19 protein-coding genes are annotated in these 19,463 nt (G+C 64.0%); 16 read left to right on the top strand and 3 right to left on the bottom strand.

The window, feature by feature from the left end; genetic code table 11:
• Positions 1–27 precede the first annotated feature (27 nt).
• The 7 genes from ACNJX9_RS30495 to ACNJX9_RS30465 all read left to right on the top strand — a co-directional run bounded on the left by ACNJX9_RS30495 (position 28) and on the right by ACNJX9_RS30465 (position 8,069).
• Positions 28–627 carry a TetR/AcrR family transcriptional regulator gene (locus ACNJX9_RS30495; protein ID WP_057756972.1) on the top strand — a complete coding sequence of 200 codons (600 nt, stop codon included), beginning with the start codon at positions 28–30 and terminating at the stop codon, positions 625–627.
• Between the two features lie 133 nt (positions 628–760).
• A complete protein-coding gene (locus ACNJX9_RS30490) occupies positions 761–1,384 on the top strand; it encodes a flavin reductase family protein (protein ID WP_439405646.1) in 624 nt (207 codons plus the stop codon).
• Positions 1,385–1,590: 206 nt separating this feature from the next.
• A complete protein-coding gene (locus ACNJX9_RS30485; RefSeq protein WP_439405644.1) occupies positions 1,591–3,858 on the top strand; it encodes an acyl-CoA dehydrogenase in 2,268 nt (755 codons plus the stop codon).
• Positions 3,858–5,141 (top strand): acetyl-CoA C-acetyltransferase, encoded by a 1,284-nt coding sequence (locus ACNJX9_RS30480; RefSeq protein ID WP_439405642.1) that lies wholly within the window; start codon positions 3,858–3,860, stop codon positions 5,139–5,141. The genes ACNJX9_RS30485 and ACNJX9_RS30480 overlap by 1 nt, the downstream gene beginning before the upstream one ends.
• A gap of 2 nt (positions 5,142–5,143) precedes the next feature.
• The gene (locus ACNJX9_RS30475) at positions 5,144–7,240 is read left to right on the top strand and encodes a 3-hydroxyacyl-CoA dehydrogenase NAD-binding domain-containing protein (protein WP_439405641.1); all 2,097 of its coding nucleotides are present in this window, start codon (positions 5,144–5,146) and stop codon (positions 7,238–7,240) included.
• A 7-nt stretch (positions 7,241–7,247) separates the two neighbouring features.
• Complete coding sequence (locus ACNJX9_RS30470; protein WP_057756981.1) at positions 7,248–7,658, top strand: acyl-CoA thioesterase; 411 nt, start codon at positions 7,248–7,250, stop codon at positions 7,656–7,658.
• A gap of 219 nt (positions 7,659–7,877) precedes the next feature.
• Positions 7,878–8,069, top strand: coding sequence for a hypothetical protein (locus ACNJX9_RS30465; protein WP_057756983.1), 192 nt, complete (start codon positions 7,878–7,880; stop codon positions 8,067–8,069).
• Between the two features lie 221 nt (positions 8,070–8,290).
• Here the strand turns inward: ACNJX9_RS30465 and ACNJX9_RS30460 are convergent, their stop codons facing one another.
• Positions 8,291–8,683, bottom strand: a complete 393-nt coding sequence (locus ACNJX9_RS30460; RefSeq protein ID WP_162268447.1) for a nuclear transport factor 2 family protein — start codon at positions 8,681–8,683, stop codon at positions 8,291–8,293.
• Between the two features lie 155 nt (positions 8,684–8,838).
• Between ACNJX9_RS30460 and ACNJX9_RS30455 the strand changes: the two genes are divergently transcribed.
• Both ACNJX9_RS30455 and ACNJX9_RS30450 read left to right on the top strand, forming a co-directional pair.
• Positions 8,839–9,513 carry an HAD family hydrolase gene (locus ACNJX9_RS30455; RefSeq protein WP_439405639.1) on the top strand — a complete coding sequence of 225 codons (675 nt, stop codon included), beginning with the start codon at positions 8,839–8,841 and terminating at the stop codon, positions 9,511–9,513.
• Positions 9,514–9,639: 126 nt separating this feature from the next.
• Positions 9,640–10,485, top strand: coding sequence for a DeoR/GlpR family DNA-binding transcription regulator (locus tag ACNJX9_RS30450; RefSeq protein ID WP_057756995.1), 846 nt, complete (start codon positions 9,640–9,642; stop codon positions 10,483–10,485).
• A 6-nt stretch (positions 10,486–10,491) separates the two neighbouring features.
• Here ACNJX9_RS30450 and ACNJX9_RS30445 read toward each other — a convergent pair whose 3' ends face one another.
• Positions 10,492–10,917, bottom strand: a complete 426-nt coding sequence (locus ACNJX9_RS30445; protein WP_439405638.1) for a type II toxin-antitoxin system VapC family toxin — start codon at positions 10,915–10,917, stop codon at positions 10,492–10,494.
• Entirely contained in the window at positions 10,914–11,195 is a 282-nt protein-coding gene (locus ACNJX9_RS30440; protein ID WP_057757245.1) for a type II toxin-antitoxin system Phd/YefM family antitoxin, read from the bottom strand. The genes ACNJX9_RS30445 and ACNJX9_RS30440 overlap by 4 nt, the downstream gene beginning before the upstream one ends.
• Positions 11,196–11,409: 214 nt before the next feature.
• On the opposite strand from ACNJX9_RS30440, the gene glpD reads away from it, so the two are divergent.
• The 7 genes from glpD (at position 11,410) to ACNJX9_RS30405 (ending at position 19,126) form a co-directional block, all read left to right on the top strand.
• On the top strand, positions 11,410–12,960 hold the full coding sequence (gene glpD / locus ACNJX9_RS30435) for a glycerol-3-phosphate dehydrogenase (RefSeq protein ID WP_057756999.1): 1,551 nt from the start codon (positions 11,410–11,412) through the stop codon (positions 12,958–12,960).
• Complete coding sequence (locus tag ACNJX9_RS30430; protein ID WP_439405636.1) at positions 12,957–14,033, top strand: ABC transporter ATP-binding protein; 1,077 nt, start codon at positions 12,957–12,959, stop codon at positions 14,031–14,033. Before glpD ends, ACNJX9_RS30430 begins: the two co-directional genes overlap by 4 nt.
• Before the next feature lie 12 nt (positions 14,034–14,045).
• Positions 14,046–15,131: an ABC transporter ATP-binding protein gene (locus ACNJX9_RS30425; protein ID WP_439405634.1), complete on the top strand. Its 1,086-nt coding sequence runs from the start codon at positions 14,046–14,048 to the stop codon at positions 15,129–15,131.
• The gene (locus tag ACNJX9_RS30420) at positions 15,131–16,105 is read left to right on the top strand and encodes a carbohydrate ABC transporter permease (protein ID WP_057757003.1); all 975 of its coding nucleotides are present in this window, start codon (positions 15,131–15,133) and stop codon (positions 16,103–16,105) included. The genes ACNJX9_RS30425 and ACNJX9_RS30420 overlap by 1 nt, the downstream gene beginning before the upstream one ends.
• Positions 16,105–16,911 (top strand): carbohydrate ABC transporter permease, encoded by an 807-nt coding sequence (locus tag ACNJX9_RS30415; protein WP_057757005.1) that lies wholly within the window; start codon positions 16,105–16,107, stop codon positions 16,909–16,911. The genes ACNJX9_RS30420 and ACNJX9_RS30415 overlap by 1 nt, the downstream gene beginning before the upstream one ends.
• 11 nt (positions 16,912–16,922) lie before the next feature.
• A complete protein-coding gene (locus ACNJX9_RS30410; protein WP_439405632.1) occupies positions 16,923–17,252 on the top strand; it encodes a DUF2160 domain-containing protein in 330 nt (109 codons plus the stop codon).
• Between the two features lie 77 nt (positions 17,253–17,329).
• A complete protein-coding gene (locus ACNJX9_RS30405) occupies positions 17,330–19,126 on the top strand; it encodes an ABC transporter substrate-binding protein (protein WP_057757010.1) in 1,797 nt (598 codons plus the stop codon).
• Positions 19,127–19,463 lie beyond the last annotated feature (337 nt).

The following is a 19,463-nucleotide window of genomic DNA, read 5'->3' as shown; positions in this document are numbered from 1 at the left end:
AGACTGCTGACCAACGAGTCCTGACTGATGGCCCTTGTTTCGGAACATATCGAAGTCGACACCCGGGATCGCATCCTCGAGGTGGCCGAGCGGCTGTTCCGTCAGATCGGCTACCAGAAGACCACGGTCGGCGACATCGCCAAGGAGCTCAGGATGAGCCCCGCCAACGTGTATCGCTTCTTCGAATCGAAGAAGGCGATCCACCAGGCGGTGGCGCGTTCGCTGATGGGCGGGGTCGAGCTGGAGGCGCAGCGGATCGTGGCGCGGCCCGGTCCGGTGCTGCCGCGCTTCCGCGAGCTGCTCACCACCATCCATCGCATGAACACCGAGCGCTATGTCGGCGACAACAAGCTGCACGAGATGGTCGCGATCGCGATGGAGGAGGATTGGGACGTCTGCGTCGCCCATATGGAATGCATCGCCGGCATGATCGGCCAGATGATCGCGCAGGGCGTCGCTTCCGGCGAGTTCGAGGCGCCGGACCTGCAACTGGCTGCGCTCTGCGCCTGCAGCGCGATGATCCGCTTCTTCCACCCCCAGATGATCGCCCAGTGCGCCACCAAGCCGGGCCCGACCATCGACCAGATGATCGATTTCGTCATCGCCGGTCTGTCCCCGCGCCACTGACGGGGCGGGACTTTTCTCCCTATAAGCTGCTTCTCTGTCATTCCGGGCGCCTCGAAGAGGCGAACCCGGAATCTCGAGATTCCGGGTTCGGTCCTGCGGACCGCCCCGGAATGACGGAGAGTGGAGAGCCAGCGTGACCGAGAAAGACCTGCATTTCTACGAACCCTCCAAGGGCCACGGCCTCAGGCACGACCCTTTCAACGCCATTATTGCGCCGCGGCCGATCGGCTGGATCTCGTCCCGCGATGCCAAGGGCCACGTCAATCTCGCGCCCTATAGCTTCTTCAACGCCTTCGCTTACGTGCCGCCGATCATCGGCTTCTCCTCCACCCACTGGAAGGACTCGGTCGAGAACATCCAGCAGACCGGGGAGTTCGTCTGGAATCTCGCCACCATGGATCTGGCCAAGCAGATGAACGCGACCGCCGCGCATGTCGCGCCCGAGGTCGATGAGTTCAAGCTCGCAGGGTTGACGGCGGTCCCGGGCAAGCTCGTCAACGTGCCGCGCGTCGGCGAGAGCCCGGTCGCCTTCGAGTGCAAGGTGGCCGATATCGTCCGTCTCAAGGGTGCCGACGGCAAGGAGGCGAATGCCTGGCTCACGCTCGGCGAGGTCGTGGCCGTCCACATCGACAAGGCCATGATCAAGGACGGCGTCTACCAGACCGCGGCGGCCCGCCCGATCGTGCGCGCAGGCCGCCGCGGCGACTATTTCGAGATCAAGCCGGAAAACATGTTCGAGATGATCCGGCCCGACTGATCCGGTCAAGCCCTCACCTGTAGCCCGGATTGCGCTTCGCTCCATCCGGGCTACGGCTCCTCTCCCTCCCGGAACTGTCCCCGCGCCCAGGCCGTTATGGTTCGAGCGACCGCCCGGCCGCGTCAATGTCGCAGGCGAGATGTTCCCCTCCGGCGGCCACTTTCCGCTAAAATGCCCTGTCACCGCGCCGATCCATGAGGTCCGCCATGAGCTTCCGCCGCGACAGACTGACAAAACCGATCTTCTCCTGGGCCCGCGGCGTGCTGCCGGCGATGTCCGACACCGAGCGCGAGGCGCTGGAGGCTGGCGACGTCTGGTGGGACGCTGACCTCTTCACCGGCAACCCCGACTGGTCGAAGCTGCTGAAGACCCCGCAGGCGACATTGAACGCCGAGGAGCGCGCCTTCCTCAACGGCCCCGTCGATGAGCTCTGCGCCATGCTCGACGAGTGGAAGATCTTCTGGGAGTGGCGCGACCTGCCGCAGGACGCCTGGACCTTCATCAAGCGCGAGAAGTTCTTCGGCATGATCATCCCGAAGCAATTCGGCGGCCTCGGCTTCTCGCCCTATGCCCATTCGGAAGTGGTGCGGAAAATCTCGACCCGCTCGATCGCTGCCGCCGTCACGGTGATGGTGCCGAACTCGCTCGGCCCCGGTGAGCTCCTGATGCGCTTCGGCACCAAAGAGCAGCAGGAGCGCTGGCTGCCGCGGCTTGCCGACGGCCGCGACATTCCCTGCTTCGGCCTCACCAGCCCGGAGGCGGGCTCCGACGCCGCCTCGATGGTCGACAGCGGCATCATCTGCAAGGGTGTGTTCGAGGGCCGCGAGGTCACAGGTCTCCGGCTGAACTGGCACAAGCGCTACATTACGCTCGGCCCCGTCGCGACGCTGCTCGGCCTCGCCTTCAAAGCCTATGATCCCGATCATCTGGTCGGCGATCAGGAAGAGCTCGGCATCACCGTCGCGCTGATCCCGACCCATCTGCCCGGCGTCGAGATCGGCCACCGTCATCTGCCGTCGATGCAGGTATTCCAGAACGGCCCGAACCGGGGCCGCGATGTCTTCATTCCGCTCGACTATGTCATCGGCGGCCAGGAACGGCTGGGCCAGGGCTGGAAGATGCTGATGACCGCGCTTGCCGCCGGTCGCGGCATCTCGCTGCCGTCGCTCTCCGCAGCCGGTGCTGCCTATGCGGCGCGGACGACCGGTGCCTATGCCCGCATCCGCGAGCAGTTCGGCATCTCCATTTCCAGGTTCGAGGGCGTCCAGGAGCCGCTCGCGCGCATCGTCGCCACCGCATACCAGCTCGACGCCGCGCGGCGGCTCACTTGCGCGGCGCTGAATGCCGGCGTCCACCCCGCCGTGATATCAGGCATCATGAAGCTGCATGCGACCGAACGCATGCGCATCGCGATCGACGATGCCATGGACATCCACGGCGGCAAGGCCGTGATCGACGGCCCGCAAAACTACATCGGCAATCTGCACCGCGCCGTGCCCGTGGGCATAACGGTCGAGGGCGCCAACATCCTGACGCGCAACCTCATCATATTCGGGCAGGGTGCAATCCGCGCTCATCCCTATCTGCTCGACGAGATGAACGCGCTTGCGGACACCGATCGCGAGCGCGGGCTTACCGCATTCGACAATGCGTTCTGGAAACATGTCCGTCACAGCTTCCAGACGCTGTTCCGCGCCTTCGGACGAAGCTGGACTTTTGGCGCTTTTGCGCTGGCGCCGGATGCCGGCGATGCAACGCCATTCTATCGCCAGCTCTCGCGCTACTCCGCGGCGTTCGCGCTTTGCGCCGATCTGGCGCTGCTGACGCTTGGCGGCGCGCTCAAGCGCAAGGAGATGTTGTCGGCGCGGTTCGGCGACATCCTCTCCGAGCTGTACCTGCTCTCGGCCGCGCTGAAACGCTGGCAGGATGAGGGTCGGCAGAAGGAGGATTTCGCCGCGTTGGAATGGTGCATGGCGACGGGCTTCAAGACCATCGAAGCGAGGTTTGCCGAAATCCTCGCCAATTTGCCGAACCGCTTCGTCGCCGCCATCCTCAAGCTCGTGGTCCAGCCCTTCGGTGCCCGCGTACTCGGTCCCTCCGATCGCGTCGTGCATCGATGCGCCAGCCTCGTGCTCGAGCCCTCGGCCGCACGTGAGCGCCTCACGCCGGATCTCGCCCATGTCGACGACGACAGCGGCTTCGCCCGGCTGGAGCGCGCCTTCAAGCTGGTCGCGGCGACCGACGCCATTGCCAAGCGCGTGCGCGCCGCGCATGTCCAGGACTGGAAGGACGCGGTGACCAAGGGCGTGATCACGCAGGCCGAAGGCGAGCAGCTCGCTTCTGCTCATGCCGCGGTCACGGAAGTCATCGAGGTCGACGATTTTGCGCCGGAGGCGCTGTCGCCGATTTACAAGAAAATCGGCGACGTGCATCAGTTCTTCCAAGAACTCGGTGAACAGAGGGCGGCGAGCTGATGGCACGACCGGTATTCATCATCGACGGCAGCCGGACGCCGTTTCTGAAGGCGAGATCCGGGCCGGGGCCGTTCACGCCTGTCGATCTCGCCGTGCAATGCGGACGGCCGCTGTTGGCGCGCCAGCCGTTTGCGCCAACGGATTTTGACCAGGTCATCCTCGGCTGCGTCAACGTCATCGCCGACGAGATGAATCCGGCCCGCGTCGCCGCACTCCGGCTCGGCATGGGCGAAGACATGGTTGCCTTCACCGTGCAGATCAATTGCGGCTCCGGGATGCAGTCGATCGATACCGCCTATCGCTATATCCGCGAGGGCCATGCCGACATGGTTTTGGCGGGTGGCACCGAGGCGCTGAGCCATGCGCCGCTGGTCTGGCCGAATTCCGGCGTGCGCTGGTTCGCTGGCGTCGCCACGGCCAAAGGCGTAGCCGCGAAGCTCGCCGCAGCGTTCAAGCTGCGGCCGCGCTATCTCAAGCCGATCATCGGCCTCGAGCGCGGGCTCACCGACCCCATCACCGAACTGAACATGGGCCAGACCGCCGAAGTCGTCGGTCATCTCTTCGGCATCACCCGCGCGCAGTCCGATGCCTATGCCGCCGAAAGCCATCGCCGGCTCGCCCATGCACAGGCCGAAGGCTTCCTGAAAGGCGAGGTCGAAACTGCGTTCTCGCGAGACGGCAAGTTCTTCGACCATGACGATGGCGTGCGGGCGGACTCCACGGCCGAGACGCTGGCAAAACTCCGGCCGGTGTTCGAGCGTCCCTGGGGCCAGGTCACCGCCGGCAATTCCTCGCAGATCACCGATGGCGCATCGTGGGTGATCCTCGCCTCTGACGCGGCTGTGGCAAAACACAAGCTGACGCCGAAAGCCGCAATCGTCGACAGCAACTGGGCCGCGCTCGATCCCGGCATCATGGGGCTCGGCCCCGTGATGTCGGCGACGCCGCTTCTGACCCGCAACAACCTCACCCTCCAGGACATCGAGACCTGGGAACTGAACGAGGCCTTTGCCACGCAAGTGCTCGGCTGCCTCGCCGCCTGGAACGACGACAAGTTCTGCCGCGAGATTCTCGGGCTCGACGGCGCTGCCGGCGAGATCGATCGCGAAAGACTCAACGTCGATGGCGGCGCCATTTCGCTCGGCCATCCCGTCGGCACGTCAGGCAACCGCATCGTGCTGCATCTCGTCAATGCGATGAAGCGGCTCGGCACGCGGCGCGGGATTGCCACCGAATGCATCGGCGGCGGGCTCGGCGGCGCCATGCTGATCGAGGCGGTGTGACCATGGATTCAAAAATCATGACCGCGCTCGGCGATCGCGTGCTCTCGCTCGGGCCCCCGCCGGCAGCAGATGGTCCCTATAAGCACTTCAAGCTGACGCGTGACGCCGACGGCGTCGCCTGGCTGTTGTTCGATCGTGCCGATTCCAGTGCCAACACGCTGTCCTCCGATGTGATGGAGGAGTTCGACGCCGCCCTCGCGGCGATCGAGACCGAGCGCCCCGCTGGCCTCGTGATCCGTTCGGCGAAACCGTCCGGCTTCATCGCCGGCGCCGACGTCAACGAATTCCGCGGTGCGTCCGATCCCAAGGTGGTGGAAACGCGAATCCGTGCCGCGCATGCGGTGGTCGATCATCTGGAAGCTCTCAAGCTGCCGACGGTCGCGGTCATTCACGGTTTCTGCCTCGGTGGCGGGCTCGAGGTCGCGCTCGCCTGCCAGTCGCGCATCGCCGTCGACAGCGCGCGCTTCGGCTTCCCGGAGGTGATGCTGGGCCTGCATCCCGGCCTCGGCGGCACCGCGCGCTTCACGACGCTGGTCAATCCGGCTCAGTCCATGGCGCTGATGCTGACCGGCCGCACCATCGATGCACGCCGCGCCAAAGCGCTTGGCCTCGTCCACAGCGTGACGCAGGAGCGTCACGTGGGGGGCGCCGTGAAGGACGTGTTGTTCGGCCGCATGAAGCGGGCGAAGCCCGGCCTGCTCACCCGCGCGGCCAATCTCGGCCCCGTACGCGGGCTGCTTGCCAGGCGCATGCGCACCGAGGCGGCGAAGGCCGCGCCGCGCGAGCACTATCCCGCGCCCTACGCGCTGATCGATCTCTGGGAGACGCATGGCGGCAGCAAGGCCGCGATGCTGCAGGCGGAGCAGGCCTCCTTCGCCAGGCTGATGGTGACGCCAACCGCGCAGAATTTGATTCGCGTCTTCTTCCTGCGCGAGGAGATGAAGAAGGCCGCAGGCTCCGGCAACACGATCAAGCACGTCCACGTCATCGGCGCCGGTGCCATGGGTGGCGACATCGCGGCTTGGGTCGCCGGGCAGGGGCTGCGCGTCTCCCTGGCCGATATGAAGGCCGAGCCGATCGCGGGCGCGGTGAAACGCGCCGCCGAGCTCTACGGCAAGATCATACGAAAAGCCACCGAGGTGCGCGACGCGCTCGATCGGCTGATCCCCGACATGGACGGCGAGGGCGTCCGCAATGCCGATCTCATCATCGAGGCGGTGCCGGAAAAGCTCGAGCTGAAGCAAAAGGTCTATGCCGGCCTCGAGCCCAGGATGAAGCCGGGCGCGATCCTTGCGACCAACACGTCGAGCATTCCGCTTCAGGATCTGCGCACCACGCTGGCGCGGCCGGAGCGGCTGGTCGGCCTGCATTTCTTCAATCCGGTGTCGCGCCTGCAACTGGTCGAGGTCGTCAGCCATGACGGCAACGACGCGCAGGTGCTCAAGGCGGCGCTCGCTTTCGTCGGCGCGATCGATCGCCTGCCGCTCGCGGTCAAGAGCTCGCCCGGCTTCCTCGTCAACCGTGCGCTGACGCCTTATATGCTCGAAGCCATGGTGATGCTGGACGAGAAGACCGATCCGCGCCTGATTGATGCGGCGGCGGAACAGTTTGGCATGCCGATGGGACCGATCGAGCTCGCCGACCAGGTCGGTCTCGATATCTGCCTCGATGTCGGCGACATGCTGCGCGCCAAGTTCGGCGACATGCTGCCGCCGACGCCGGCCTGGCTGCGCGAGAAGGTCACCAAGGGCGAGCTCGGCCGCAAGTCCGGCAAGGGCTTTTACACCTGGAAGGACGGCAAGGCCGAGAAGGCGCCATTGCCCGAGACCGGTCCGCGCGTCACTGATCAGATGATCGACCGCCTGGTGCTGCCGATGTCCAATGTCTGTGTCGCAGCCCTGCGCGAAGGCATCGTCGACGATGGCGATGCGGTCGACGGCGCCATGATCTTCGGCACGGGTTATGCGCCGTTTCGCGGCGGTCCCCTGAACTATGCGCGCACGCGCGGCGTGGAAAATATTGTATCCAGCTTGCGCGCGTTGGCCGGGCGATTCGGCGAACGCTTCGCGCCCGATCCGGGCTGGGACAATTTCAAGTGAGATCCACATGACTGAAACGTCCGACACCGGGCCGAGCGGCGATCTCTGCATCCGCACCTTGGCGATGCCCGCCGACACCAATGCCAATGGCGACATCTTTGGCGGTTGGCTGCTCAGCCAGATGGACGTCGGCGGCGGCGTGTTCGCCTCGAAACTCGCGAAGTCGCGCACTGTTACGGTCGCGATCGAGGCGATGAATTTTCGCAAAGCGGTTTATGTCGGCGATCTCGTCTCCGTCTACGCCACCCTCGTGCGCGTGGGCCGCACCTCGATGACCGTCCATCTCGAAGCCTGGGCGCTGCGGCGGCGCGAGCTGCAACCGATGCTCGTGACCGACGGCAATTTCACCTATGTCTCGATCGACGATCACGGCCACCCACAAGTGATCCAGCGCAACGATCCGCCAATCGCGACGTAATCGCGCCGCGCTTCGTCCCGCCTCGCGAAAACTTGCGGCATCGCGAAACGCGGCACTGATGAGTCAACCCGTCGCTTCTTCGCCAAGAACAGGTCACAAAACGGATGAGGTCCCGGCGTACTCAATAGCCCGTCGATTCGGGGTGGAACGGCCGATTTGCCCTCAGGAACCTTTGGGCAAAATTGTCGTTATTTGCCCGCACTGAGGAATCCACGGGCCATGCCAGATAGCTACATTATCGAAGTTAACTCAGAGACCGCGGGCATCGTCGTGCGCGGTCAGGGCGGCTACCGCTTCTTCGCCTCGTCCCATCAATTCAATCGCCTCGAAGGCCAGCTCTTCCGCAACGCCCGCGAAGCCGAACGTGCTGCGCGCAAGCTGGTGAACGGCGATGTGAAGGAGGCGGCGTAGGAGCCGTCATTCCGGAGCGCGGGAGCGTGGTCGGAAATTTTTGCAGCCCTTGATGCCGCTGCCTTTTCCTTCTCCCTTGTGGGAGAAGGTGGCGCGAAGCGCCGGATGAGGGGTGTCTCTCCAACTCGCAAGATCGTTCGTGAGGAGAGATACCCCTCACCCGTCTCGCCGCTAACACGGCGAGCCACCCTCTCCCACAAGGGGAGAGGGCAAGAGCATGATCACAATTTCGTCGCGGAGCGCGACAACAGCTTCCACTCGCCGCCCTGTTTCTGCCAGTTCATCAGGATGTGGAGGCTGTTTGCCACTTTCTTTCCGTCGGTCATCATCTCGGCCATCCAGTGGAAGCGGACGATCGCGGCAGGGCCGACGATCTTGATGGTCGGATCCTTGTACGCAATCGACAGGAATTTCGTCTTGCCGTCCGTGGCGTTGGCGACGAAGGCTGCCTTGTCCTCGAGGAAGCCGTTGGAATGGCTGTAGCTCAGATCGTCAGCGCATAGCGCACTGAGCGCCTTTGGATCGGCCGCGATCTGGGCGAGGCGAAAAGCCTCGACTTTTTGTGCCACCGCATCATGGTCGGTCCTGGCGGCGTGATCGCGATCGAGTGTCATCCTATCCTCCATTCTTGATGTTGCGGCCAATGTTGCAGCCGCATTCGATTTTGTCGAGTGTCACGTCGCCATCGCCGCAACGGGCTGCATTGCGTCATCAGGGCCAAGTTGATACGTCTCGCGCATCGTTGCGCCGTGCGCGAGAGGAACACGATATGATCCAGGGACTGGGCAGGGCATTGCTGTTCGACATCGACGGCACGCTCGCCAACACCGACCCGCTGCACTTGAAGGCGTTCAATCAGGTGCTGGGCCCGCACGGCCATGTCTTCGACCACGCGCGCTTCTCCAGGGAGCTGCAAGGCTTCGCCAACATCTCGATCGGTGAACGCTTTTTGCCTGACGAGACATTGGAGCGCCGCGCCGAGATTCTCGGTGAGAAGGAAGCAGTGTTCCGCGACCTGGTCGCGGGGCAGATCGAACCGTTGCCGGGCCTGATGGCGCTGCTCGACCGCGCCGATGCTGCCGGCATTCCCATGGTCGCCGTCACCAACGCGCCGCGTCTCAATGCCGAGCTGCTGCTCTCCGGCCTCGGCATCACGCAGCGCTTCAAGGCACTCGTGATCGGCGACGAGCTGCCATACGGCAAGCCGCATCCGCTGCCCTATCAGGAGGGGCTGCGCTTCGTCGGTGCCAGTGCGGCAGCCTCGATCGCCTTTGAGGATTCCCGCTCCGGCGTGCAGTCGGCCACCGCCGCCGGTATCCCGACCATCGGCATCCGGACCAGCCTTAGCAATGCTGACCTTGTCGGATCCGGCGCGGTCGCCTCCGCCAGCGCCTTCGACGATCCCAAGCTGCTCGCGCGGCTCTCGCGCGCCATGGCTTGGTAAGGCTTGGCGTGGTAAGGCTTGGCTTGGTCAGAAAAAGGGCTTCATCCGTGAACCGTGATCGGCATGCGCATTGACCGCGCGCGCGGGAAGCCGCACCATGCACCATTCTGATTTGAGGCCATTGCCGTGACCGGATTAACCCATCGCCAAGCCGAGATTCTCAACATCGCCCGCGCCTCCGGCCGCGTCATGGTCGAGGAGCTGGCGCGCCGGTTCGAAGTCTCGGCGCAGACCATCCGCAAGGATCTCAACGATCTCTGCGAGCGCCGATCACTCACCCGTATCCACGGCGGCGCCATCATCGCCTCAGGCGTCGAAAACCTCGCCTATGAGGCGCGGCGCTTCGTGGCCGCCGACGAGAAGAAGGCGATCGGCGCCGCCGCAGCATCGCTGATCCCGAACGGCTGCTCGCTGTTCATCAACATCGGCACCACGACGGAGGAGGTGGCGAGCGCGCTGACCTCGCACGAGGATTTGCTGGTCATCACCAACAACCTCAATGTGGCCATGCTGCTCTACCGCCATCCCCGCATCGAGGTGGTGGTCGCCGGCGGTACGGTGCGCCGCGCGGACGGCGCCGTGGTCGGCTCGACCGCAACGCAACTGATCGGCCAGTTCAAGGTCGATTACGCCATCATCGGCGCCTCCGCGATCGACGAGGAGGGCGCGCTGCTCGACTTCGACTATCGCGAGGTACAGGTGGCGCAGGCCATCATCGCCAATGCCCGCAGCGTCATGCTGGTCGCCGATTCCACAAAACTTCGCCGCAGCGCGCCAGTCCGCATTGCGCACATGACCCAGATCCAGACCTTCGTGACCGACCAGGAGCTGCCCGAGCGCCTCGCCACGATCTGCCACAGCAAGGGCATCGAGGTGGTGGAGGCGATGCCGAAGAGCGCCGATATCGATGATCCCCAGGCCGATGCGCAGGATGCGGCGCCTGAAGCCGCACCCGTGGTACGGCTACGATAAGAGTTTTTAGACGCCGTCCCAGGGGTTGAGCAGCGGCACGCCGAGCGCGGCAAAATCCTTCACGTTGCGGGTGACGAGCGTGAGGGTGTTGGCGAGTGCAGTCGCCGCGAAGAATCCATCCATCACCGACAACGCGATGCCATTGCTGCGACTCTGCGCCATTAGATCGCCCCAGCGCTCAGCCACGGCATGATCGATCGGCAAGATGCGATCAGCAAAACGGGCCGGCAGATCATGGGTTAGCCAGGCACTTAGCGCCGTACGCCGGCGTCCGTCATCCAGCAGGGCAACGCCGCGACGAAGCTCGGCGATTGTGGCAACGCTGATGAAGGCGCGATCCTCATCAATGGTATCGAGCCACGCCATGACTTTCGGAGAAGGCGCCGGCCGTTGAACCTCCGACAGCACAACGGTGTCGAGGAGCAGGTTCACGGTAGCTCGTCGCGTGGTTCGTCATGTACGCGTTCAAATTCGAGCTCAGCGCCGCGCAGTGGCGAGGCCAGCAGAAACTCGGCGAGCGTGCCCTTGCGGGCAGTCTTTCGCGCCCATTCTTCGGCGGAAACCACCACGGCGTTGGGCTTGCCATGACGGGTGATGATTTGTGGACCGGTTTGGGCGCGGTCGACCACCTCGGACAAGCGGGCCTTCGCGTTGGCAAGCGTCCACGTGTCGGTGGGGTGTGAATCTGAAGGGGGGCTGTGACCCGGCATGACTATTATGACTATATAGGCTGGAGATGACCATTCAAGAGCGGGGGCTGCGTGCAGCGACATCACTTTGGCTGCTCAATTTGACGGCGAACTGCCCAACAGAAAGTTCCATTTTCGCTTCTTTCCGTCTCTCTTTCGTCTTGCTTTCGTTTTCTGGTGTGATCTAATCAAAAACGAAAGCTGCCGGCTCGACTGAACGAGCGGTTTCCGGGGGATGCGTCTGTTGGAGCGTATTTTCGACCTCGCCATCATTGGAGGCGGTGTTAACGGTTGCGGCATCGCGCGCGATGCCGTGGGCCGCGGCAACACGGTTTTCCTGTGCGAAATGAACGATCTGGCGAGCGGGACGTCGTCCTGGTCGACCAAGCTGGTGCATGGCGGCCTGCGCTATCTCGAATATTACGAGTTCCGGCTGGTTCGCGAAGCGCTGATCGAGCGCGAGATCCTCTGGGGCATCGCGCCCCACATCATCCGCCCGCTGCGTTTCGTTTTGCCGCACCACGCCGGACTGCGTCCGGCCTGGCTGCTGCGCCTCGGCCTCTTCCTCTATGATCACATCGGCGGCCGCCATCTGCTGCCGGCGACGCGTTCGCTCGATCTCAGGCGCGACGAGGTCGGCAAGCCGCTGATCCCGAATCGCTACAGCCGCGCATTCGAATATTCCGACTGCTTCGTCGATGACGCGCGCCTGGTCGTGCTCAATGCGCGCGATGCCGCCGACAAGGGCGCCGAGATCCGCACCCGCACCCGCGCGACGGATATCAGGCAATCCGACGGCGTCTGGACCGTTAGCATGGTCGACACGCTGACCGGTGCGCGTTCGCAGATCCAGGCCCGTGCCCTGGTCAATGCCGGCGGTCCCTGGGTCGAGGACGTGCTCGGGCGCGGTGCCGGCGTCAACGCGAAAGCCAAGGTGCGGCTGGTGCAGGGCTCGCACATCGTGGTCAAGAAGCTCTACGACCACGACCGCGCCTACATGTTCCAGAACGCCGACGGCCGCATCATCTTCGTCATCCCCTATCAGGACGACTTCACGCTGATCGGCACCACCGACCGCGACTATGACGGCGATCCCTCCAAGGTGAAGGCTACGGGCGAGGAGATCCAGTATCTCTGCGCTGCCGCGAGCGAGTATCTCGCCAAGCCCGTGACGCCTGAGGACGTGGTCTGGACCTATTCCGGCGTACGTCCGCTCTATGACGATGGCGCCAGCGAGGCCAAGGCCGCGACCCGCGACTATGTGTTCGAGCTCGACACGCCCGGCGGTTCGCCCCTGCTGTCGATCTACGGCGGCAAGATCACGACCTACCGCCGCCTTGCCGAAGAGGCGCTGGAGCGGCTCGCGCCCTATCTTCGCAGTGCGAAAGCACGCGAAGGCTGGACCGGCAAATGGCCGCTGCCTGGCGGTGACATGGACGTTTCCGCCGTCGATGGTCTGATCGCCGAGCTCCAGCGCGGCTATCCTTTCCTGAGCCACGGGCATGCGCGACGTCTCGCACGCGCTTATGGCACCCGCGCCATCAAGCTGCTTGGCGACGCCAAATCGGCGGCCGATCTCGGCCAGGCCTTTGGCGCAACTCTGACCGAACGTGAGGTTCGCTACCTGATGACGAACGAATGGGCGGTGACCGCCGAGGATATCGTCTGGCGCCGCTCCAAGCTTGGCCTGCGTCTATCGGCCGACGAAATTGCCGCACTGGACGACTGGATCAGGACCCAAATTGTATCGCAAAGTCCTCTGCTCGAAGCAGGAGGACGCTCATGAGTGTGACACTCGAGCACGTGACCCGCACCGTCGACGGTGTCGAGCATATTCGCGATGTCTCGCTGACGCTCGAGAGCGGCACGCTCAACGTGCTGCTCGGACCGACACTGTCTGGCAAGACCTCGATCATGCGCCTGCTCGCCGGCCTGGACAAGCCGACCACGGGCAAGGTGCTGGTCAATGGCAAGGACGTCACGGGTATCGACGTGCGCCAGCGTTCGGTCGCAATGGTGTATCAGCAGTTCATCAACTACCCCTCGCTGACGGTCTACGAGAACATCGCCTCGCCCTTGCGCGTGCAGGGCAAGCCGCGCGAGGAGATCGAGACGCGCGTGGCGGAGGCCGCCAGGCTGTTGCGGCTCGAGCCGTTCCTGAAGCGTACGCCGCTCCAGCTCTCCGGCGGCCAGCAGCAGCGCACCGCGATGGCGCGCGCGCTGGTGAAGGGCGCCGACCTCGTGCTGCTCGACGAGCCGCTCGCCAATCTCGACTACAAGCTGCGTGAAGAGCTGCGCGCCGAGCTGCCGCGCATCTTCGAGGCATCAGGCGCGATCTTCGTCTATGCCACGACAGAGCCGACCGAGGCTCTGCTGCTCGGCGGCAACACGGTGTGCATGTGGGAGGGCAAGGCGCTCCAGATCGGCGAGACGCCCGGCGTCTATCGCCGTCCCCGGACGCTGCGCGTCGCGCAGGTGTTTTCCGATCCACCGCTCAACCTCGTCGGCATCGAGAAGAAGAACGGCTCCGTGCAATATGCGGGAGGCATCGCCGCGCCGGCGTCCGGCCTCTATTCCTCGCTCGCCGACGGCGCCTATCGCGTCGGTTTTCGCGCCCACCAGCTTGCGCTCGCCAATGGCGAGACTGATCGCCACGCCTTCCATGCCACTGTGACGGTGACCGAGATCACCGGTTCGGAGAGTTTTGTGCATTTGACTCGCGACGGATCGAACTGGGTTGCGGTGCTGCACGGCGTGCACGAGTTCGAGCCGGGTCAGACCATCGATGCCGTGCTCGATCCCAATGATGTCTTCGTCTTTGATGCGGCAGACCGCTTGGTCGCCGCTCCGAGCTCTTGAGGGAGATGCGCCATGGCCCGCATTGACCTCGTCGATCTCGCCCATTCCTACGGTGGCAATGCCGCGCCGCAGGAAACCTTCGCGCTGAAGCCGGTGACCATGACCTGGCGGCAGGGCGGCGCCTATGCGCTGCTCGGACCAAGCGGCTGCGGCAAGACCACGCTGCTCAACGTGATCTCCGGCATCATCACGCCGTCGCGCGGGAAAATCCTGTTCGACGGCCAGGACATCACACCGCTGTCGACCCAGAAGCGCAACATCGCCCAGGTGTTCCAGTTCCCGGTGATCTACGACACCATGACGGTGGGGGAGAACCTGGCATTTCCGCTGAAGAATCGCGGCGTGCCCAAGACCGAGATCGACAAGCGCGTCGCCGAGATCGGCCGTCTGCTCGACCTCGAGCCCTACCTGAACCGCAAGGCGACGCGGCTCACCGCCGACGCCAAGCAGAAGATTTCGCTCGGCCGCGGCCTCGTGCGCTCCGATGTCGCCGCCGTGCTGTTCGACGAGCCGCTGACGGTGATCGATCCTGAATTGAAATGGCAGCTCCGCTCCAAGCTGAAGGCGCTGCATCGCGAGCTCGATCTCACGATGATCTATGTCACCCACGATCAGACCGAGGCGCTGACCTTCGCCGACACCGTCGTCGTCATGCATGACGGTCGCGTGGTGCAAAGCGGCACGCCGGCCGAGCTGTTCGACAAGCCCGCCCACACCTTCGTCGGTTATTTCATCGGCTCGCCCGGCATGAACATCCTGCCGGCCGAGGTGAAGGGACGCCAGGCCAGGGTCGACGGCCATGTCATTGCGCTCAACCGCAGCTACGACAACCTGCCCGCAGGCGCCAAGATCGAGATTGGCGTGCGTCCGGAATTCGTCGACGCGGTTGCGCCGGCGTCCGGCCTGCTCAGCGCAAAGATCGAGCGCGTCGATGATCTCGGCCGCATCCGTTTCGCGCGCGTCCGCCTCGGCGAGGCCAGGATCGCGGCGCGTGCGCCGGCCGGCTTCACCGGCTCCGACGGCAATGCCGGGCTGAAATTCGATCCGGCACACGTCCACGTCTATGCCGACAGCCTTCTGGTTGAGGGAGCCGCCTGATGGACAAGACCATCAACCAAAAAGCCTGGTTCCTGGTACTGCCGGTGTTCCTGGTCGTCGCCTTCTCCGCGGTGCTGCCGCTGATGACGGTGGTGAACTATTCGATGCAGGACACGTTCGGCAACAACCAGTTCTTCTGGAACGGCGTCGGTTGGTTCAAGGAATTGCTCGATCCCTCGACCGATCTCGGCGGCCGCTTCCTGGCCTCGCTCGGGCGCAATCTGTTCTTCTCGCTGGTGATCCTCGCGATCGAGGTGCCGCTCGGCATCGTCGTCGCGCTGTCGATGCCGCGGCAGGGCTGGACAGTGGCCGCCTGCCTCGTCACCCTCGCACTGCCGCTGCTGATTCCGTGGAACGTCGTCGGCACGATCTGGCAGATCTTCGGCCGTCCCGACATCGGCCTGCTCGGCTATACGCTCAATGCGATGGGCCTCGACTACAACTACGTGGCCAACGCAGTCGACGCCTGGGTCACCGTCATCGTGATGGACGTCTGGCATTGGACCAGCCTCGTCGCGCTGCTCTGCTACGCCGGCCTGAAGTCGATTCCCGAGGCCTATTACCAGGCCGCCCAGATCGACGGCGCCTCGCGCTGGGCCGTGTTCAAGGCGATCCAGCTGCCGAAGATGAACCGCGTGCTCTTGATCGCGGTGCTGCTGCGCTTCATGGACAGTTTCATGATCTATACCGAGCCGTTCGTCGTCACCGGCGGCGGCCCCGGCAACTCGACCACTTTCGTGTCGATCGAGCTCGTCAAGATCGCGCTCGGCCAGTTCGACCTCGGCAAGGCAGCCGCGCTCTCGCTGGTCTACAATCTGATCATCCTGATCGTCTGCTGGATCTTCTACACCGTGATGACCAATGCAGGCGTCGAGCGTAAGGCACAGACGGCGAAGAAGCCGGCGGCGGAGCCCAAGCCCGCAGGCGCGCTCCAGCCCGCGCCCGCGCTCAAGCCGAAGGAAGGAGTGGCCTGATGCATTCGATCCCCGGCCGCCGCCTCATCATGGGGCTGTTCCTGATCTTCCTGATGTTGCCGATCTACTGGCTCGTCAACATGAGCTTCAAGACCAACGGCGAAATCGTCTCGACGATGACGCTGTGGCCGCATACCCCGACGCTGCAGCACTACAAGCGCATCTTCACCGATGAGAGCTGGTATTCCGGCTACATCAACTCGCTGGAATATGTGGTCCTCAACACCATCATCTCGATTTCGGTGGCGCTGCCCGCGGCCTATGCGTTCTCGCGCTATCGCTTCCTCGGCGACAAGCACCTGTTCTTCTGGCTGCTGTCGAACCGCATGGCGCCGGCGGCGGTCTATGCGCTGCCGTTCTTCAACCTCTATTCGGCGATCGGCCTGTTCGATACGCCGTGGGCGGTTGCGCTCGCGCACTGCATCTTCAACGTGCCGCTGGCGGTGTGGATCCTCGAGGGCTTCGTCTCCGGAGTGCCGCGCGAGATCGACGAGACGGCCTTCCTCGACGGCTATTCCTTCCCGCGCTTCTTCGTCCGCATCCTGGTGCCGCTGATCGCGAGCGGCATCGGTGTCGCCGCCTTCTTCTGCTTCATGTTCTCCTGGGTCGAGCTGCTGCTGGCGCGGACGCTGACCTCGGTGCAGGCCAAGCCGATCGCGGCGATCATGACGCGCACGGTGTCGGCAGCCGGCATGGATTGGGGCCTGCTGGCGGCCGCCGGCGTTCTCACCATCATTCCGGGCGCGCTCGTGATCTGGTTTGTCCGCAACTACATCGCGCGCGGTTTTGCGCTCGGTCGCGTCTAAGGGAGGCAATCATGGAATCCATTGCATGGATGGCCTGGACGCTGCCGACGGCGATCTTCTTCGTCGCGCTCGCCTGCACGCTCGCGGTGATGACGTGGCTCGCGGCTGCTTATCCCGAGGCCGAGCGTGTCGGCGTGCTCAGCATTCCGACCACGCGCGGTGATCGCCTGTTCATCTCGCTGATTCTCGCGGCCGTCGTTCACCTGGTGTGGATCGGCCTCGTCGGCACCGACCCGATCGCATCGGTGCCGATCGGTGAAGAGAGCATCGAGATTTCGAGCCTGTGGCTCGCAAGTGGAATTTCGCTGGTCACGGCCGTGCTCATATTTCGCACGGTCTGAAGCTCGCGAAGGGACGGCCAGATCCGGGAGGCAACCCGGGCCTGTATAAAAGTTTGTCGCTGCAACGGAGGAACAACATGCGACAGTTTAGGAGAAGGAAAGGTCCATTGACCAAAATCAGCTTTCTGACCGTATCGAGCGCCGCGGCCATTCTCGCCACCGCGTTCGCTGCCTCGGCGCCGGTCCGCGCCGCGGACGACGCCACGATCCAGAAGTGGATCGCGGAATTCCAGCCCTCGACCCTGTCGAAGGAAGACCAGAAGAAAGAGCTGGAATGGTTCGCCAAGGCGGCCGAGCCCTTCAAGGGCATGGAGATCAACGTCGTCTCCGAAACCATCACGACCCACGAATACGAGTCGCAGACGCTGGCCAAGGCGTTCACCGAGCTCACTGGCATCAAGCTCAAGCACGACATCATCCAGGAAGGTGACGTCGTCGAGAAACTGCAGACCCAGATGCAGTCCGGCAAGAACGTGTACGACGGCTGGATCAACGACTCGGACCTGATCGGCACGCACTTCCGCTACGGCCAGACCATCGTTCTGTCGGACTACATGACCGGCGAGGGCAAGGACGTCACGGATCCGATGCTCGACGTCAACGACTTCATCGGCAAGTCGTTCACGACCGCGCCGGACGGCAAGCTCTATCAGCTTCCCGACCAGCAGTTCGCGAACCTCTATTGGTTCCGCTACGACTGGTTCACCAACCCGGACTACAAGGCCAAGTTCAAGGCCAAGTATGGCTACGATCTCGGCGTGCCCGTGAACTGGTCGGCGTATGAAGATATCGCCGAGTTCTTCACCAACGACATCAAGGAGATCAACGGCGTCAAGGTCTATGGCCATATGGACTATGGCAAGAAGGACCCGTCGCTCGGATGGCGTTTCACCGACGCCTGGCTCTCGATGGCCGGCAACGGTGACAAGGGCATCCCGAACGGCCTGCCGGTCGACGAGTGGGGCATCCGCATGGAAGGCTGCCGCCCGGTCGGCTCGTCAGTCGAACGTGGTGGCGACACCAACGGTCCTGCGGCGGTCTACTCGATCACCAAGTACCTCGAGTGGCTGAAGAAGTACGCGCCGCCGCAGGCGCAGGGCATGACCTTCTCTGAAGCAGGCCCCGTGCCGGCTCAGGGCAACATCGCCCAGCAGATGTTCTGGTACACCGCCTTCACCGCCGACATGGTGAAGCCGGGCATCGCCGTGATGAACGCGGACGGTACGCCGAAGTGGCGTATGGCTCCGTCGCCGCATGGCGCCTACTGGAAGGAAGGCATGAAGCTCGGCTACCAGGACGCCGGCTCCGTGACGCTGTTGAAGTCGACCCCGGCGGATCGCCGCAAGGCAGCCTGGCTCTATCTCCAGTTCATCATCTCCAAGACGGTGTCGCTGAAGAAGAGCCATGTCGGTCTCACCTTCATCCGTGAATCCGACATCTGGGACAAGTCGTTCACCGAGCGTGCGCCGAAGCTCGGCGGCCTGATCGAGTTCTACCGCTCGCCCGCGCGCGTGCAGTGGACCCCGACCGGCAACAACGTGCCTGACTATCCGAAGCTTGCGCAGCTGTGGTGGCAGAACATCGGCGATGCGTCGTCGGGTTCGAAGACGCCGCAAGCCGCGATGGATGCGCTGGCCGCTGCCCAGGACTCCGTGATGGAACGTCTGGAGAAGTCCGGCGTCCAGGGCAAATGCGGTCCGAAGCTGAACAAGAAGGAGTCGGCCGAGTACTGGTTCGCAAAGGCCGAGAAGGACGGCACCATCGCGCCGCAGCGCAAGCTCGCCAACGAGAAGCCGAAGGGCGAGACGGTTGACTACGACACGCTGATCAAGTCGTGGCCGGCCAGCCCGCCCAAGCGCGCCTCGCTGCAGTAAGCAACGTCTCACAACGACGACGAAAGGCCGGGAGCAATCCCGGCCTTTTTGGTTTGGTGCACGCTCCGGTGCTTCCACACCGTCATTGCGAGCGCAGCGAAGCAGGGGGGACTCTGGATTGCTTCGCGGAGCCTGTCATCGGGCCGCGCTTCGCGCGGACCCGGTGGCTCGCAACGACGCGCTTGTTGACGAAGGCGCCCGCCACGCCTCGGTGTCGTCCTGGCGAAGGCCAGGACGACACCGGGCGAAGGCCGCGCACCCAAGCTTGACTCCCCGTCACATCGAATTCATGATCAGCATAATGCGATTGAAGTAATCGTATTGCGATTACAAGCGC

Source organism: Bradyrhizobium sp. BLXBL-03, assembly GCF_051853015.1.
Taxonomy (GTDB): Bacteria; Pseudomonadota; Alphaproteobacteria; order Rhizobiales; family Xanthobacteraceae; genus Bradyrhizobium; species Bradyrhizobium manausense.
This window is presented reverse-complemented; position numbering and strand designations above follow the sequence as displayed.

Bases quoted from the DNA above. Each gene is read 5' to 3' on its own strand.
- ACNJX9_RS30425 (WP_439405634.1), top strand. From the start codon at position 14,046: ATGGCCCGCATTGACCTCGTCGATCTCGCCCATTCCTACGGTGGCAAT.
- ACNJX9_RS30415 (WP_057757005.1), top strand. From the start codon at position 16,105: ATGCATTCGATCCCCGGCCGCCGCCTCATCATGGGGCTGTTCCTGATC.
- ACNJX9_RS30465 (WP_057756983.1), top strand. From the start codon at position 7,878: ATGCCAGATAGCTACATTATCGAAGTTAACTCAGAGACCGCGGGCATC.
- ACNJX9_RS30440 (WP_057757245.1), bottom strand. From the start codon at position 11,195: ATGCCGGGTCACAGCCCCCCTTCAGATTCACACCCCACCGACACGTGG.
- ACNJX9_RS30460 (WP_162268447.1), bottom strand. From the start codon at position 8,683: ATGACACTCGATCGCGATCACGCCGCCAGGACCGACCATGATGCGGTG.
- ACNJX9_RS30410 (WP_439405632.1), top strand. From the start codon at position 16,923: ATGGAATCCATTGCATGGATGGCCTGGACGCTGCCGACGGCGATCTTC.
- ACNJX9_RS30455 (WP_439405639.1), top strand. From the start codon at position 8,839: ATGATCCAGGGACTGGGCAGGGCATTGCTGTTCGACATCGACGGCACG.
- glpD (WP_057756999.1), top strand. From the start codon at position 11,410: ATGCGTCTGTTGGAGCGTATTTTCGACCTCGCCATCATTGGAGGCGGT.
- ACNJX9_RS30430 (WP_439405636.1), top strand. From the start codon at position 12,957: ATGAGTGTGACACTCGAGCACGTGACCCGCACCGTCGACGGTGTCGAG.
- ACNJX9_RS30475 (WP_439405641.1), top strand. From the start codon at position 5,144: ATGGATTCAAAAATCATGACCGCGCTCGGCGATCGCGTGCTCTCGCTC.
- ACNJX9_RS30420 (WP_057757003.1), top strand. From the start codon at position 15,131: ATGGACAAGACCATCAACCAAAAAGCCTGGTTCCTGGTACTGCCGGTG.
- ACNJX9_RS30470 (WP_057756981.1), top strand. From the start codon at position 7,248: ATGACTGAAACGTCCGACACCGGGCCGAGCGGCGATCTCTGCATCCGC.
- ACNJX9_RS30405 (WP_057757010.1), top strand. From the start codon at position 17,330: ATGCGACAGTTTAGGAGAAGGAAAGGTCCATTGACCAAAATCAGCTTT.
- ACNJX9_RS30485 (WP_439405644.1), top strand. From the start codon at position 1,591: ATGAGCTTCCGCCGCGACAGACTGACAAAACCGATCTTCTCCTGGGCC.
- ACNJX9_RS30495 (WP_057756972.1), top strand. From the start codon at position 28: ATGGCCCTTGTTTCGGAACATATCGAAGTCGACACCCGGGATCGCATC.
- ACNJX9_RS30480 (WP_439405642.1), top strand. From the start codon at position 3,858: ATGGCACGACCGGTATTCATCATCGACGGCAGCCGGACGCCGTTTCTG.